The 14,566-nt window shown below is 62.4% G+C and carries 14 protein-coding genes; 11 read left to right on the top strand and 3 right to left on the bottom strand.

Annotation, left to right across the window (positions count from 1 at the left end; translation table 11 throughout):
- Positions 1-63 precede the first annotated feature (63 nt).
- The 5 genes from GJR99_RS16080 to GJR99_RS16060 all read left to right on the top strand — a co-directional run bounded on the left by GJR99_RS16080 (position 64) and on the right by GJR99_RS16060 (position 6,102).
- On the top strand, positions 64-1,128 hold the full coding sequence (locus GJR99_RS16080) for a DUF7350 domain-containing protein (protein WP_151114075.1): 1,065 nt from the start codon (positions 64-66) through the stop codon (positions 1,126-1,128).
- Positions 1,129-1,258: 130 nt separating this feature from the next.
- Complete coding sequence (locus GJR99_RS16075; RefSeq protein WP_151114074.1) at positions 1,259-1,516, top strand: DNA-binding protein; 258 nt, start codon at positions 1,259-1,261, stop codon at positions 1,514-1,516.
- A complete protein-coding gene (locus tag GJR99_RS16070; RefSeq protein ID WP_151114073.1) occupies positions 1,513-2,910 on the top strand; it encodes a hypothetical protein in 1,398 nt (465 codons plus the stop codon). The genes GJR99_RS16075 and GJR99_RS16070 overlap by 4 nt, the downstream gene beginning before the upstream one ends.
- Positions 2,911-3,008: 98 nt before the next feature.
- Entirely contained in the window at positions 3,009-5,639 is a 2,631-nt protein-coding gene (locus GJR99_RS16065) for a heavy metal translocating P-type ATPase (protein WP_151114072.1), read from the top strand.
- Between the two features lie 82 nt (positions 5,640-5,721).
- On the top strand, positions 5,722-6,102 hold the full coding sequence (locus GJR99_RS16060) for a high-potential iron-sulfur protein (protein ID WP_151114071.1): 381 nt from the start codon (positions 5,722-5,724) through the stop codon (positions 6,100-6,102).
- Positions 6,103-6,133: 31 nt separating this feature from the next.
- On the opposite strand, the gene GJR99_RS16055 is transcribed toward GJR99_RS16060, so the two are convergent.
- Both GJR99_RS16055 and GJR99_RS16050 read right to left on the bottom strand, forming a co-directional pair.
- Positions 6,134-6,592, bottom strand: a complete 459-nt coding sequence (locus GJR99_RS16055; RefSeq protein WP_151114070.1) for a hypothetical protein — start codon at positions 6,590-6,592, stop codon at positions 6,134-6,136.
- A 38-nt stretch (positions 6,593-6,630) separates the two neighbouring features.
- Positions 6,631-7,206 carry a hypothetical protein gene (locus tag GJR99_RS16050; RefSeq protein WP_151114069.1) on the bottom strand — a complete coding sequence of 192 codons (576 nt, stop codon included), beginning with the start codon at positions 7,204-7,206 and terminating at the stop codon, positions 6,631-6,633.
- A gap of 109 nt (positions 7,207-7,315) precedes the next feature.
- Between GJR99_RS16050 and GJR99_RS16045 the strand changes: the two genes are divergently transcribed.
- From GJR99_RS16045 to GJR99_RS16020, 6 genes are all read left to right on the top strand, one after another.
- Complete coding sequence (locus GJR99_RS16045) at positions 7,316-7,930, top strand: hypothetical protein (protein WP_151114068.1); 615 nt, start codon at positions 7,316-7,318, stop codon at positions 7,928-7,930.
- Positions 7,927-9,279 (top strand): hypothetical protein, encoded by a 1,353-nt coding sequence (locus GJR99_RS16040; RefSeq protein WP_323849373.1) that lies wholly within the window; start codon positions 7,927-7,929, stop codon positions 9,277-9,279. Before GJR99_RS16045 ends, GJR99_RS16040 begins: the two co-directional genes overlap by 4 nt.
- A gap of 74 nt (positions 9,280-9,353) precedes the next feature.
- Positions 9,354-10,400, top strand: coding sequence for a metal ABC transporter substrate-binding protein (locus tag GJR99_RS16035; RefSeq protein ID WP_151114067.1), 1,047 nt, complete (start codon positions 9,354-9,356; stop codon positions 10,398-10,400).
- Complete coding sequence (locus GJR99_RS16030) at positions 10,400-11,233, top strand: metal ABC transporter ATP-binding protein (RefSeq protein ID WP_151114066.1); 834 nt, start codon at positions 10,400-10,402, stop codon at positions 11,231-11,233. The genes GJR99_RS16035 and GJR99_RS16030 overlap by 1 nt, the downstream gene beginning before the upstream one ends.
- On the top strand, positions 11,233-12,204 hold the full coding sequence (locus tag GJR99_RS16025) for a metal ABC transporter permease (RefSeq protein WP_151114065.1): 972 nt from the start codon (positions 11,233-11,235) through the stop codon (positions 12,202-12,204). The genes GJR99_RS16030 and GJR99_RS16025 overlap by 1 nt, the downstream gene beginning before the upstream one ends.
- A gap of 173 nt (positions 12,205-12,377) precedes the next feature.
- A complete protein-coding gene (locus tag GJR99_RS16020; RefSeq protein WP_151114064.1) occupies positions 12,378-13,688 on the top strand; it encodes an MFS transporter in 1,311 nt (436 codons plus the stop codon).
- Between the two features lie 36 nt (positions 13,689-13,724).
- Here GJR99_RS16020 and GJR99_RS16015 read toward each other — a convergent pair whose 3' ends face one another.
- Positions 13,725-14,306, bottom strand: coding sequence for a hypothetical protein (locus GJR99_RS16015; protein ID WP_151114063.1), 582 nt, complete (start codon positions 14,304-14,306; stop codon positions 13,725-13,727).
- Between the last annotated feature and the right edge of the window lie 260 nt (positions 14,307-14,566).

Raw genomic sequence — 14,566 nt, 5'->3', positions numbered from 1 at the left:
TGCTCTCGGACCGTAATCACCGTCGAAACGCCTCGACGACGGCACGTCCGGGCGCAACGCTCTATGAGACGACGCGACGCACTCAAGACGCTAGGTATCGGCGCGCTGACCGCGACTGCAGGGTGCCTTGGGGGGTTCGAACGACAGTCCGCGTGGCGCGACCCCCCACTCGTCGAAGACCGCCCAGACGCGGTGTATCTCCCCGCCCTCACCGAGGGGATGAAGATGTACGGCAAGACGACTGTCGGACCGTACGGTATCGCACTGTCGTACTCCTACCCCCACCGATTCTGGTCGGTCGCCGGGACGGAGTTGCAGAAGACCGTCGTCGAGGCGGACGATTCGTTGCACCTGATGGCGTCGCTGTGGGACCACGAGACCGGCACTGTCCTGCCGTTCGACGCCGGTGTCTCTATCGAAATCCTTCGAGACGGCGCTCTCGTGAGCGAAGAAGTCGCCTATCCTATGCTGTCACAACAGATGGGAATGCACTACGGGTCGAACTACGCACTCGACGGCGAGGGTGAGTACGAAGCACGAGTGACGGCCGGAGGGACGTCGCTCCACCGGACAGGGTCGTTCGCGGGCCGATTCGAGACGGCGGAGACCGCGACGTTCGAGTTCACCTTCGAGACGGACGAGCTCTACGACGTCGAACTGAAGCGCCTCGGAGACGAGGCGGGGACTCGCGGTGCCGTCCCAGCGATGGAGATGATGGGGATGCCGACTGGCAAAGCCCCGACTGTCGACTCACTTCCCGGAACGCACCTCGGCCGACAGACGAGTGGTGACGCCTACTTCGACGCCTTCGTCGTCGGAGACGGGTCTCGATTCGACGTCGCAGGTTCGTATCTGTACGTCTCCGCCCGAACGCCACACAACGAGTTCGTCCTCCCGATGATGGGTGTTCGCGGAACCGTCGAACGGAGTGGAACGACCATCCTCGACGGTGAACGACTCCGACGAACGTTGGACCCAGACGTTGGCTACCACTACGGAGTCGCCGTCGACTCGCTCGAACGGGGTGATTCGGTGACGGTCGGTGTCGACGTTCCCCCACAAGTCGCCCGGCACGATGGCTACGAGACGGCGTTCCTCTCGTTCGACTCGATGCAGTTCGAGGTATGAATTGGGATAACTCGAGATATGAGTCGGCGATAGTTCGAGACATGAGTCGACGATTCGAGGGACACACACGCGAAGGGCCGCAACAGAAACGTTCAGAACCCGTCACCGCTGAACTTCGACTATCCAACGGATGACCACGGACATCGACGCGAAACAGGACCGACACGTCTGTGAGCGATGCGGCGAGGCCTACCCCGCCGAGCGCCTGCTGGTCCTCCACCGGGGTGTCCGTCACCCCGACGACCTGGACGCTGGAGAAGTCGAAGCGTATCGCGAGGCGTACTACGAGGAAGAACGCGAACTGAAGTCGTTCCGTATTCGTGCCCTCGGCGTCCTCGTCGCACTGTACTTCGGATTTCTCATCCTGTTTATCCTCTTCGCCTCATGATTCGACCGACACAACTCCGCCGCGTTGGCCTCGGCGTCTTCCTCGCCAGTTTGTTCGCACTCCTCTCGGACCCCGCCGCCGCGAGCAACGCCGCCGTCGGCCTCGCGGGCGCGTCACAAGATAATCTCGCCGTCCCCCGATGGCTCTATCTCGCGACCGGCGGTGCGACCGTCGGTGCGTCGGCGCTCCTGGCGAGTTTCGTGACCGACCGACGGTTCATCGACCGGGTCCACCGCTGGCGTCGCTCGGTCGGGTTCGCCGAAACGGTCTCTCGGGGACTCGGAACCGTGGGCCGTCTCCTCGGACTCGCGCTCCTCGCGTTGCTCGTCTACCTCGGATACACCGGCCCACAGGTTCCGACGGTCAGTTTCGCTATCATCGTCACCTTCGCCGGTCTCCGGGCGGGATACACGATGTTCACGTACCTCGTCACCGACACGTGGCGCGTTCTCAACCCGTGGCGGACCCTCACTAGCCTCTTTCCCAACGGGTTCGTCGAGTATCCACAGCGACTCGGACGATGGCCCGCCGTCGCGGGGATTCTCGTTCTCGTCTGGGTGGAGACGGCCGTCGGCGTCACTCGCCAACCGTCGGTGCTCGCCTCCGTTCTCGTCGCGTACACGTTCGTCACTGTCGTCGGGGCAGTCGCTGTCGGCGTCGACGTCTGGTTCGACCGCGTCGACCCAGTCTCTGTCTTCCTGCAGTTCTACGGTCGAGTCGCACCGATTCGCGTCGACGACGGCGGAATCTCGGTTCGCCTCCCTGGGATGCGACTCGTCACCGACGACGACGTCACCGACATCGCCGACGTGGCCGTCGCCGTCGTCCTCGTCTGGGAACTCACGTTCAGCGGATTCGTCACGACAGAACAGGGTGCGTCGGTCGTCAGCGCAGTGGTCGATGCAGGTGTTCCACCACTGGTGGTTTACGCGGTCGTCTATCTCGGAGGGTTCGCTGCCTTCCTCGGACTCTACCTTCTCGCCGCTCGGGTGACGGCCCGGCGTATCGAGACGTTCGAGACGCCACGTGCGCTGGCCGTGACGTTCGCACCGTCGCTGCTCGCAATCGCCGCTGGCTACCACCTCGCCCACTACTTCGGATTCTTCGTCTCGCTGTCGCCCATGCTGGTCGGCGCTCTCTCCTCTCCGCTCTCGCCGCCGGCGAACCCAATCGTCCTCACGCTCCCGGCGTGGTTCGGTGGACTCAACGTCGTGTTCGTCTTGGTCGGCCACCTGTTGGCTGTCTGGGTGGCCCACTCCCAGGCGTATCGTGCGTTTCCGAGTCGGTTGCAGGCAGTTCGTAGCCAGTTCCCCTTCGTCGCCGTGATGATTCTCTACACGATTCTGAGTCTGTGGCTCATCTCGTTGCCGACGGCGTCGCCGCCGTTCCTCTAAATATTAATAACCTACACGAGAATTTTTATTAAAAAAGACCAATTCGGACCCGTTTTATAACAGGTGTATTATTAACTGGTCACTGGCTAGTGCGGGTAATGAGCGAACACGATGGGCGCGTCCACACGGACGAGGTTGACGCGTCCGAAACTCCCTCGGCAGACGACTGCGGGTGTGGGGACGCCTGCGACGTCGACGTTGCGGCCGATGTCACGACGTCGTCACCGGACGGTTCTGCCTCGGCGAGCGCTCCGAATCGGGCAGCGTTTGGCGTCCCTGACATGGATTGCCCCTCCTGTGCCGGGAAAGTCGAGTCGAGTGTCCGAACACTCGACGGTATCGGTGACGTCGACCCGCAGGTGACGACGGGGCGTCTCGTCGTCGACTACGACCCCGACAGAACCACACTCGACGACATCACGTCCAGTATCGAGGGTGCCGGATACACCGTCGCCGACGAACCGACCGTCCGCACGATTACCCTCTCGGTCCCCGACATGGACTGTCCGTCCTGTGCGGGCAAGGTCGAAAACGCCCTCGACACCGTCCCAGGCGTCCTCGAATACGAGACGCGCCCAACTGTGGGAACCGCTATCGTCACAGTCTCCGCCGATACGAATCCCGAGACAGTCGTCGAGGCAGTCGAAAACGCTGGGTACGAGGTCACTGGCACGGACGCGGACGAACTTCCCGACTCGGACAGTGATACCGACCGGTCGACTGTTTGGCGGAGTCGCCGCGCGATGAAAACGTGGGTCAGTGGTGGGTTCCTCGCGGCGGGTATCGCCGCGGAGTATCTCTTCGGAATCGAACTCGTGGTTGCCTCGCTTCTCGGCGTCTCGTTTACACTCCCGGAAGTACTCTATCTCGCCGGTGCCGCCGTCGGTGGGCAGGAGATTCTGCGAAACGGCTACTACTCCGCCCGAAACCGAAGTCTCGACATCGACCTGCTGATGTCGTCGGCGATTATCAGCGCCGTCGTCGCGAGTCTCATCTCTCCGCCGACGAGTCTCTATTTCGAAGCGGCGACGCTCGCGTTCCTCTTTAGCGTCTCAGAACTCCTCGAACGCTACGCGATGGACCAGACGCGGAACTCGCTTCGCGAACTGATGGACCTCTCGCCCGACGAAGCGACTGTCCGCCGCGACGGGACCGAGCAGGTCGTCCCGGTCGAAGCGGTCGAGGTCGGCGACGTCGTCGTCGTCAAACCCGGCGAGAAGATTCCCGTCGATGGCACGGTACTCGACGGCGAGAGCGCCGTCAACCAGGCACCGATCACCGGTGAGTCCGTCCCCGTCGACAAAGTCGAAGGCGACGAAGTCTACGCCGGGACGGTCAACGAAGCGGGCTACTTGGAGGTTCGTGTCGACTCTGCGGCGGGTGACGACACGCTCTCGCGTATCGTCTCGATGGTCGAAGACGCACAGGCGAACAAGACCGAACGCGAACAGTTCGTCGAGCGATTTTCGGGCTACTACACGCCGTTTATGGTCGCCGTCGCCGTCGGTGTCGCGACGATTCCGCCACTCGTCTTCGGGCTAGACTGGGTGACGTGGTTCGTCTACGGAATCACCATGCTCGTCCTCGCGTGCCCGTGTGCGTTCGTCATCTCGACGCCCGTCTCGGTCGTCTCCGGAATCACCTCGGCCGCCCGAAACGGCGTCCTCATCAAGGGTGGGACCCACCTCGAAGCGATGGGGGCGGTCGAAGCGATCGCGCTCGACAAGACTGGGACGCTGACGAAGGGCGAACTCACGGTCACCGACGTGGTCCCACTGAACGGAAACTCGGAAGAAGACGTTCTCCGCTGTGCTCGTGGCCTCGAAGCACGGAGCGAACACCCAATCGGTCAGGCAATCGTCTCACACGCCGCCGACAACGACCTCGACACCCGCGAAGTATCCGGGTTCGAGAGCATCACTGGTAAGGGTGTCCGGGCAGACCTCGACGGCGTTCCACACTTCGCGGGCAAACCTGGCCTCTTCGAGGAACTCGATTTCCACCTCGACCACGTCCACATCACAGACCCCGACGACACGCTCTCGACGGACGTCCAGACGATGTGTGACAGACAGGGGTGTCTCAACCTCGTCGAAGACACGATTCCACGACTGCAAGCGGAGGGGAAGACGGTCGTCCTCGTCGGGAAAGCAGACGAACTCGAAGGCATCGTCGCCGTCGCCGACGAGGTTCGCCCCGAAGCGAAGGCAACCGTCGAACGACTCCGCTCGTTCGGTCTCTCTGTGGTCATGCTCACTGGCGACAACGAGGGAACCGCCAGGGCCATCGCCGAACAGGTCGGTGTCGACGACTTCCGTGCGGGGCTCCTCCCGGAGGACAAAGTCGCTGCCGTCGAAGGCTTGCTCGACGAGTACGAGTCGGTCGCGATGGTCGGCGACGGAATCAACGACGCACCCGCGTTGGCCACTGCGACAGTCGGCGTCGCGATGGGTGCTGCAGGCACAGACACGGCACTGGAGACGGCCGATATCGCACTCATGGCCGACGACATCTCGAAACTGCCGTATCTCTACGAACTCTCTCACCAGGCGAACCACGTCATCCGACAGAACATCTGGGCGTCGCTCGGAGTCAAGGCGCTTCTCGCCGTCGGTGTTCCGTTCGGATTCGTCAGCGTCGCACTCGCAGTGCTCGCCGGCGACGCCGGGATGACGCTCGGTGTGACGGGGAACGCGATGCGACTCGCTCGAATCCGACCCGACGAGTAACACACGCTACCACCTCACGCTGGATTCTCACCCCTCAAGAAACGGCAGGCCGCATTTATTCGTTCGCCCCCGACGAACCGTTATGGCAGATAGTCAACAGACTCGGCGACGGTTCATCTGGCTCTCTGGAACGGCGACGATGGCGGGTCTGGCCGGTTGTTCCGGTGGTGGTGGCGAGACTGAGACAGAGACGACCACTGCTGGAGGCAACGGTGGAACCGGTGGCGTCCCGGAGGAGTACGCAACTGCGACGTCTATCGGTGGTGTGGAACGGAACCCCGAACAACTCTCTACACAGGACGCAGTCGCATATCAGGACGAACCCAAGGAGGGCAAACAGTGTTCGAACTGCCGCTATTACATCGAAGACAAGAACGGCGACGGCGTGGGAGCGTGTTCTATCGTCGAAGGTGAGATTGCACCAGAGGGATACTGCGTGTCGTTCGTCGCGTACGACGGCTGACGAGGCAGTCTGTCGAACCTGAAGACCCGCTTCAATCGTCCGACGTTGGCGGTTCGATAGCGCTCTGAATCCGACACCGAACCGCCCGTTCTTCGCCGTCACGTTCGACTGGAATGACCCACTGTTCTCCGCATCCGAGGACAGTCACCAGCTCACCGTTCTGCCGGTGTTTCACCGAGACGAACACCTCACCTCGTTCGGCGTCGTAATCGACGAGTTCGACGAGGACGTCTTCCCCGGCGATGAGGAGATTCTTCGCTCCGTCTAACTCCGTGACGTACGACTCGGTGTGCCCGTCGGGGCCGGTGACGAACAGTTCGACGACGGGAACGCTCTCGCCGTCCGGGTAACTCACCTCGACTTCCAGCGCTCCCTCTTCGAGGTGGATGTCGTGAATCTCGACTAGTGACGCTGCGATACCGAGCGAGTCCGCTACCTGTTGCCGGAGGTCACCCAGCGGGATTCGAACTGACTTCCGCGTCGTTCCCATACCCACCCCTAGGGACGGGGGGTGTATGAGGGTGTTTGCTAGATTGTTGCGTCGTCCATCGCTTCGGCGAGTCGGGAACCGGGTGGGATTGCCTCCCTGAACGCCGCAGATTCGAAGGGAACTTCACCGTTCACGGAGAGAAACCCGAGTTCGCCGTCTGCTGCACGGTCTAAGTTCGTCAGGAACGCTACTTTTCGAGTCGCGAGAACGTCTTCGACGACGGCCTCGGGTGCGACCGACTCGTAGAGTGCACGATGTTCGTGGACGTGCTCGACGCATCGGACGGTGGGTGCGAACAACAGAAAGACGTGGACACCCGGTCCATCACGGGCGAGTTTCGGTCGAATGTCGTGCTCGTCGTCTTTGTAGAAGTACCGCTCCATCCGGCGATACTGCCGCAGAATCTCGTTGGCTCCGGTGGCGTGTCTGATTGCCGCGTCGGCTTTGAGTTCGATGAGATAGTCGACCGGTTCTGGCGTTCGGACGCGGACGTACACGTCGGCGACACCGCGGTTTCCGTAGTGGTCGTACGGCTCTTCGAGGTGGATTTCGACGTCGTCGAAGGCCGTGCGGAAATGTTCGACGACACGGGTCGCCAACTCGTCTTCGCGCATTCGTCTGTCGATGCGAGGACGTGGTGGGGGAAATGTCCCGCGATTCGGTCGCTTCGGTCTACCCAACCACAAGGAACATAGTCGTCTGGAAGAGTCGATTAACCGACAGATGTCCCTGCAAACTCGCAGACAACTCCTCCTCAGTGGTGGTGCGTCACTTCTCACGGCACTCGCTGGGTGTACGGGCAGTGGCTCCAGTTCCTCCTCTCGAACCCCACACGGCCCTCGACCCGAGGACCTCGTCACCGAGTACGACTACACCGACGTTCGGTCCACGTCCGGAACACCAATCTTCCGAGCGGGAGATAGTGATACGTCGGGTTCGACGCTCGACGCGTTTCTCGTCAGAGCGGACGAAGACCTAGACGATATCGACGTCGTCGCCACCCCCGACGGCATCGACGAGGTCAGACGATTCATCGACGAGACGACGTTCCGCTCTCAGTCGCTGGTCATCGTCCAACACCGGGTCGACGCCTGTCACGATATGAAGCTCAACTACGTCGTCTCACCGCCCGACCACTTCGTCGATGCCGATTTCTGTTACGTCCTTCGCGACGCCGCAGTCGAGTGTTCGGTCGACGACCGGCACGTCGTCGCGTCGCTGATTCGACTTCCGTTCTCGGACTCCGACCGCGATGCGAGCGGATGGAGTCAGGGGGGCGGGCGGAGTTGTCGGCTTCCGCCGTCGCTCCGGAACGAGTCCACCGAGGGGGACACATGACGATGCGTCGGACGCGACGGAACTTCCTCGCGGCCCTCGGGGGAACCGGAATCGCCACACTTGCTGGGTGTACGACTGTACTCGACGGTGGCGGGGACGACCGCCCCGAACTCGACGTCGCGGCGTTACGGGGCGTCGAACGACTCGGCACACTGTCGGTCCCTGTCCGGACGCCGACACCCATCGCACCATGGTTCCTCGAAGAGAGTGACTCGCGCGCGAGAGCGATGCTGGCGTCGGTCCCCGAGGAGATGGACAGTGCGGAGGTCCCGAACGAGGCGGTCCGTCGAATATACGCCGACGCTCGCGAAGACGCCGCCCGGTATCTCGAACGGGCAGGCACTGCGAAGTCACCATACGAGCGATTACGGACGCTCCGCGCTGCTCGCGGGAGCGCGGCGATGGCCAAAGGGACGTACGAGGCGGCAATCGGCGAACTCGACGGGGTCGACGTCCGGTCGGAAGTCGAGTCGGTTCGGTCTGCGGTGGAGTCGTTCAGGTCGGCACATCGCTATCTCGGTGACGAACCCGGACCGACACTGGTCGTTCACACCGACATCGAACAGTTCGCCGCCGCGGCGACACGCTACCTCGGACACACCACGGAAACAGGGCGGTACGCTGAAAGCGCACCGCGAGTGGGCGAGATGTTCGACGAACTCGAATCCGCGCGGGCATCGTTGGCGGCCGCCCGTCACTTCTCGGAACGCTATCGGGCATCACTCTCCGACCCGCAGGAGTTCGGAGACGTGTTCCAGCAATCTGCGTCGTGGCTGGTCGGCGTGGTCGAAGACCGCAGAGACGAATACCCCGACGACTACGGACCGGACAACCCACTCGTCGACCAACTCGACCGCGACCTCGACGATACGCCTGCCCGTGACCTCCTCACTGAGGCGTTCGCCCACCTGCACTTTCGCGTAGACGGTGCACGAGCGGAACTCCGTCGTGACCGAATTGCGAGCGCGCTACTCGAAGTGCACGCCGCCGAACGGAACCGGCGTGCGTTGGAGGCCGCGATATCCGCGGTTCGAAACGGCGCGTTCGGTGCGCCACAGTCTGCGAGCGCGGTCCGCGAGACCAAACTCGCGGCGCTGCAGGCGGTCGAATCCGCCCGCTCGACGTCGGTTTACCCCTCTGTCACACGGCGTACCCTCACCGACGTCTCACACCGACTCGGACAGGGTGACAGCTACCTCGAACGCTCACTGGAGACGGACACGTATCGGTCGGCCCGAAACGCCATGGGCCAGTACGCCTACGTCCAGTTCGTCGCCAGAGAGGCCCCCGAGACGAGCGCGTGGGTTCTCGGCGCGGTCAACGCTGCACGCGACGAACCGACGGGGTAACGCCGGCACCGGAGATAATAATAATCTCTCTAGATATAACAGGACTTATTATCTCGAACAAACTTTCTATTAACATGCGAACACAGACACGGCGTGCGTTCCTCACGAGCGTCGCCGGGATGAGCGCCGCTGGGCTCGCCGGATGTCTCGGGGCGGACGCGACGGACCAGGAGTCGGCAGAGACGCTGGCGAGTGCGTCGTTCTTCGTCTTCGGTGACGTCGCCACCCACGTCGCTGGTGAAGACGCGACGGCCGAGACGCTCGTTCCAGTCGGCCAACACGGTCACGGTTGGGAACCGGGTCCGGACATCCAGGGGCGAATCCTCGAATCGGACCTCTTCGTACACGGGATGCCCACCTTTCAACCGTGGGCTGACGACGTGTTGACCTCGCTCGCTGCCGACGATTCGGACGTGGTTTCCGTCGACGTTTCCGCCGATATCGACCTTCACGAGGCGACCGACGACGGACACGCCCACGACGACGAGTCCACCGCTAGCGGCACGGACGACGCCGACGGCCACGACGACGGCCACGACGACGACCACGACGACGACGCACAGTCAGACTCCGACGAGAGTCACGGTATGGTCGACCCGCACTTCTGGATGGACCCACGCAACGTCGTCACTGCGACTGAGACGCTCCGGGATGCCTTTCAGGCGGTCGATGGGGCAAACGCAGACGCCTACGCGGCGAACGCCGACGCGTATCGAAGCGCTCTGTTGGACCTCGACTCGACGATAGAGACGGCCCTCGAATCTCGCGACCGAGACGTGATTCTCGTGGCCGGTCACGACGCGTTTGGCTATCTCGGCGACCGATACGATATCGACGTCGTCGCACTCACTGGCCTCGGTCCGGACGAGACGCCCTCGCCCCGTGATATCGAACGCGCACAGGCGACCATCGAGGAACACGGGATTCGGCACGTCCTCGCGGACCCGCTCGAATCCGACCGTGCCGCGACGCAGCTCGTGGCGGAGACGGACGCAGAGGCGGTCCTCCCCCTGACGTCTATCCCCGGTCTGACGAGTGAGTGGCGCGAGGCAGGGTGGGGCTACATCGACATCGTGCGCGAGACGAACCTTCCGTCGCTCCAAACTGCACTCGACGCGTGATGACTGCCGTTTCACTCCACGACGTTTCCTTCTCGTACGGTGACCTCTCCGTCGTCGATGACGTCTCGTTCGAGGTCCAAGAAGGTGATTTCCTCGGTCTCGTCGGTCCGAACGGGTCGGGGAAGAGCACACTCCTGTCGTTGATGCTCGGACTCCAGCGCCCGGACGGCGGAGACGTTCGACTCTTCGGTGAACCGGCCCACGAGTTCGAACACGGTGAACGCGTCGCCTACGTGGCACAGGACGCGACGAAGACGTCCCGAGACATGCCTATCACCGTCCGAGAGGTGGTCCGGATGGGTCGTTACCCACGCAATCTGTTCGGCCGGTTCTCTGCTGCCGACCACGCAGCAGTGGACGACGCGCTCGACAGCGTCGCAATCGACGATATCGCAGATAGACGTGTCGGGTCGCTCTCTGGCGGGCAGCGACAGCGTGTCTTCGTCGCCCGCGCACTCGCCGCCGAGGCGGAGTTTCTCGCCCTCGACGAACCGACCGTCGCCCTCGACGCAGAGTCCCGCGAGTCGTTTTACGAACTCCTCGCCGACTTGAACGACACGGGAATGACCATCGTCCTCGTCGAACACGACATCGGCGTCGTCACCGCCCGTGCGTCACGCGTCGCCTGCTTGAACAAACGACTCTACTTCCACGGTGCCCCCGACGACTTCGTCGAAAGCGACGCTCTCTCTGCGGCCTATGGTGCAAATCAGCGGATTATCAACCACGACCACGGCGTCCACACCTCCGACACCGAGGATTCGGACGTGGACTCCGATTCCACCGATGGCTCAGCACCCACCGACTCGACAGCACCTCCGGAGGACCCGTGATGGGTCCCGGTTTGCTACTCGCGTCGACGTCGGCAGCAGCCACCACCGACGTGGTTTCACACCTCCTCGTCGCCTCCGTCTTCTCGGGACCGTTCGACTGGTTCCTCGGCGTCTCCGACATCGTGTTTTCGTGGCTCGCCGGCGTGACGGGACTCCAGTTCCTGACGTACCCCTACATGCAACGGGCGTATCTCTCGGTGCTCGCAATCGGCATCGTTGGGCCACTCGTTGGCTCGTTCTTGGTGTATCGTGACCTCTCGATGGTCGGAGACACGCTCGCACACACTGCCTTTGCGGGCGTCGCCGTCGCACTCTTTCTCGAAGCGGCGCTTTCGATAGCGGTTCCCCCACTCGTCGGTGCGCTCGTCGTCGCGACGATTGCCGCGCTCCTCGTCCAAGCACTCGTCGAGTACACTGGGACACGGAGTGACGCCGCGCTTGCGATGGTTCTCACGGGCGGGTTCGCAGTCGGCAGCGTACTCATCTCGCTTACTGATGGTGGGATATCGGTCGGAATCAACCAGTATCTGTTCGGGTCACTCGCAACCGTCTCTCGGGCCGACGTGGGACTTCTCGCCTCGATGACGCTCGTGGTCGTGGCGGCAGTCACCGTCGCCTACCGGCCACTTCTGTACGTGACGTTCGACGAGACGGCGGCCCGTGCGTCTCGGGTCCACGTTCGTGCGGTGAACACGCTCTTGTCGATTCTCACGGCGTTCGTCGTCGTCAGCGCCATGCGGATTATGGGCGTCATCCTCGTCGCCGCACTGCTCGTCATCCCCGTCGTGACGACCGCACGCATCGGTCGGAGTTACAAACAGTCGCTGCTGTACGGTGTCCTCGCGGGAGAGGTGGCAGGTGTGGTCGGTGTCACGCTCGCGTATCTTTACGGACTCGCGGCCGGTGGCTCTATCGTCCTCGTGGCTATCGCTGGCTTCGTCGTGGTCCAACTCGGTCGTCGATTCGAGTAGCTGTCTGAAATCGTCGCGAGTGGTTCGATTCCGTCGGCGACGCACCCTTCGGAGACGAACGAACTCGGGGCATCGTTCGAACCGACGACGGACTCGTGGTCTGGGTCGACCCGCCGACAGAACGGTCGTCGCCTCGCGTACTTTCTTACCGACGTGGTCGAATCGAACGACCGATGAACGCAGGTCGGGACTCCGTTGACGCGCTGGACTCGTTTCGCCAGTTCTTCGGCCTCGAACGCGACGTGTTCGTCCTCTCGGTGGCGATGCTCGCGTTCAGCCTCTCGTTTCAGATGACGGGACGGTACATCCCCGAGTATCTCCGTGTACTCGGGACGGGTGCGACTGTCGTCGGGTTGTACGGAAGCGTCGGGAACCTCATCGGCGCACTCTACCCGTATCCCGGTGGTGCACTCTCGGACCGACTCGGGTCTCGGCTGTCGCTGACGCTCTTTGGAACCCTCACTTCTGCTGGGTTCCTCCTGTGGTTCGTCGCGCCGTCGGTTCCACCGGTGACGGTGAGTGGTGTCTCGCTCGAGCCGTGGCTGTGGATATTCGTCGGACTCTTCCTCACACAGGCGTGGAAGTCGTTCGGCCTCGGCGCGACGTTCGCCATCGTCAAACAGAGCGTTCCGCCGACGCGACTGGCGATGGGGTTCGCCAGCACCGAGATATTCCGGCGTGTCGGGTTCTTGCTCGGTCCACTCATCGCCGCGGCACTCCTGGCCGTGACAGCGTCGTTCGTCGTCGGATTCAGATACGTCCTCGTCGTCGCCGCGGGGTTCGGAATCGCCGCAACAGTCGCCCAACACGTCCTCTACGACGCCAGCGAAGATTCACTCGGGAAATCGTTCGAAGGACTCTCGCAACTCCGCGAGGACCTTCGCTCGCTCCCGGAGACGCTCCGTCCACTTCTCGTCGCGGACACACTCGTCCGCTTCGCCAATGGGATGGTCTACGTCTTCTTCGTCATCGTCGTCACCGACTTCCTGTCGGTCGGCTTCACTGGGTTCGGTGTCGCGCTCCGCCCCGACGCCTTCTTCGGTGTCTTACTCGGTGTCGAGATGCTCGTCGCCATCGTGACGAAACTCCCCGTCTCGAAACTCGCAGAACGGACGGGACTCAAACCGGTCGTCGCACTGGGCTTTTCGGTCTACGCTGTCTTTCCTGCCCTCCTCATCTTCGCACCGAGCAACCAGTGGGTGCTCGTCGCACTCTTTGCGTTCTCGGGGCTCCGTTTCGCCGGGTTGCCAGCACACAAGGCACTCATCGTCGGTCCCGCAGAACGGAACGCAGGCGGGCGAGTCACCGGTGCGTACTACCTCGTCCGAAACACCGTCGTCATCCCGAGTGCGGCACTCGGTGGGTGGCTCTATGCGAACGACCCGACAGTCGCCTTCGGACTCGCGTCACTCGTCGGACTCGTCGGTGTCGGCTATTTCGCGATTCGGGGAAAAGAGTTCGAAGCCTACGCACGCGGTGTGTAACGCTCGCTCACTTGGGTGCGAACGACGAAACCTCGCTCACTTGGGTGCGAACAACGAAACCTCGAAGTGGTACATCTCGTCGACGTTTCCGTCGAAACCGAGGTGGATGAGGGCCTTCTCACCGCTGGGGATGTTGTTGCTCACGTCTGAATCTTCGCTGAGAAGCTCTCCTGCTTCGTCGTACATCTTCCCGACGACCGAGAGCCGACCGATTGCGGACGTCGCCGAAACCGAGAGACCGATCTTGTAGACTCCGTCTTCTTCGTCGACGGTGGCGTAGTTCTGCCACGCCTTCGCGGAGAAGATGTCAGAGGAGACGACGACGCCGGGTACTGGACCCTTGGTCAGAAGCGTTCCGACGACGTCTGGGTCGTCTTCTTCGCGCGTGAAGTCGATTCTGTCGACCACATCTTCGTCGTCAGACGGGTCTGGCGTTGGTTCGGGCGTCGATTCGGGCGTGGGCTCAGGCGTCTTCGTCTGTGGCTTGGGAGTTTGCTCGTTGCCACCGCTTTGCTGTGAACCTGCGTCTGGAGTCGTGGTGTCGCTGCTCCCACCGAGGCAGCCGGCGATGAGGACGATGCCCACCCCAGCCCCACCAAGAAATTGGCGTCTGTGCATAGGAACACTACGTTCACATTTATATTAATTTATGATTGTCCTGATAGCCTGAACGTATCGGCTCCGAGAACGTCTGAGGTGGTTATTCAGTGCATAATGGTGTCTATTTGGTATCTGATATGTGTGTGTGGGAGCTCCTACTCCTGTGTTTGGCTCACTGCCCGTGAAACGACCGACGACGACTCGCCTTCGCTCGGAGATATCTGACGTCTCGTCCGTCGTGCGTAACAGACGAGAATCGACACAAGATTCAATGTGTC

It is taken from the genome of Haloferax marinum (genome assembly GCF_009674625.1).
Classification (GTDB): domain Archaea; phylum Halobacteriota; class Halobacteria; order Halobacteriales; family Haloferacaceae; genus Haloferax; species Haloferax marinum.
Note: the sequence above shows the minus strand (reverse complement) of the source record. Positions and strands in the feature narration are given on the sequence as shown.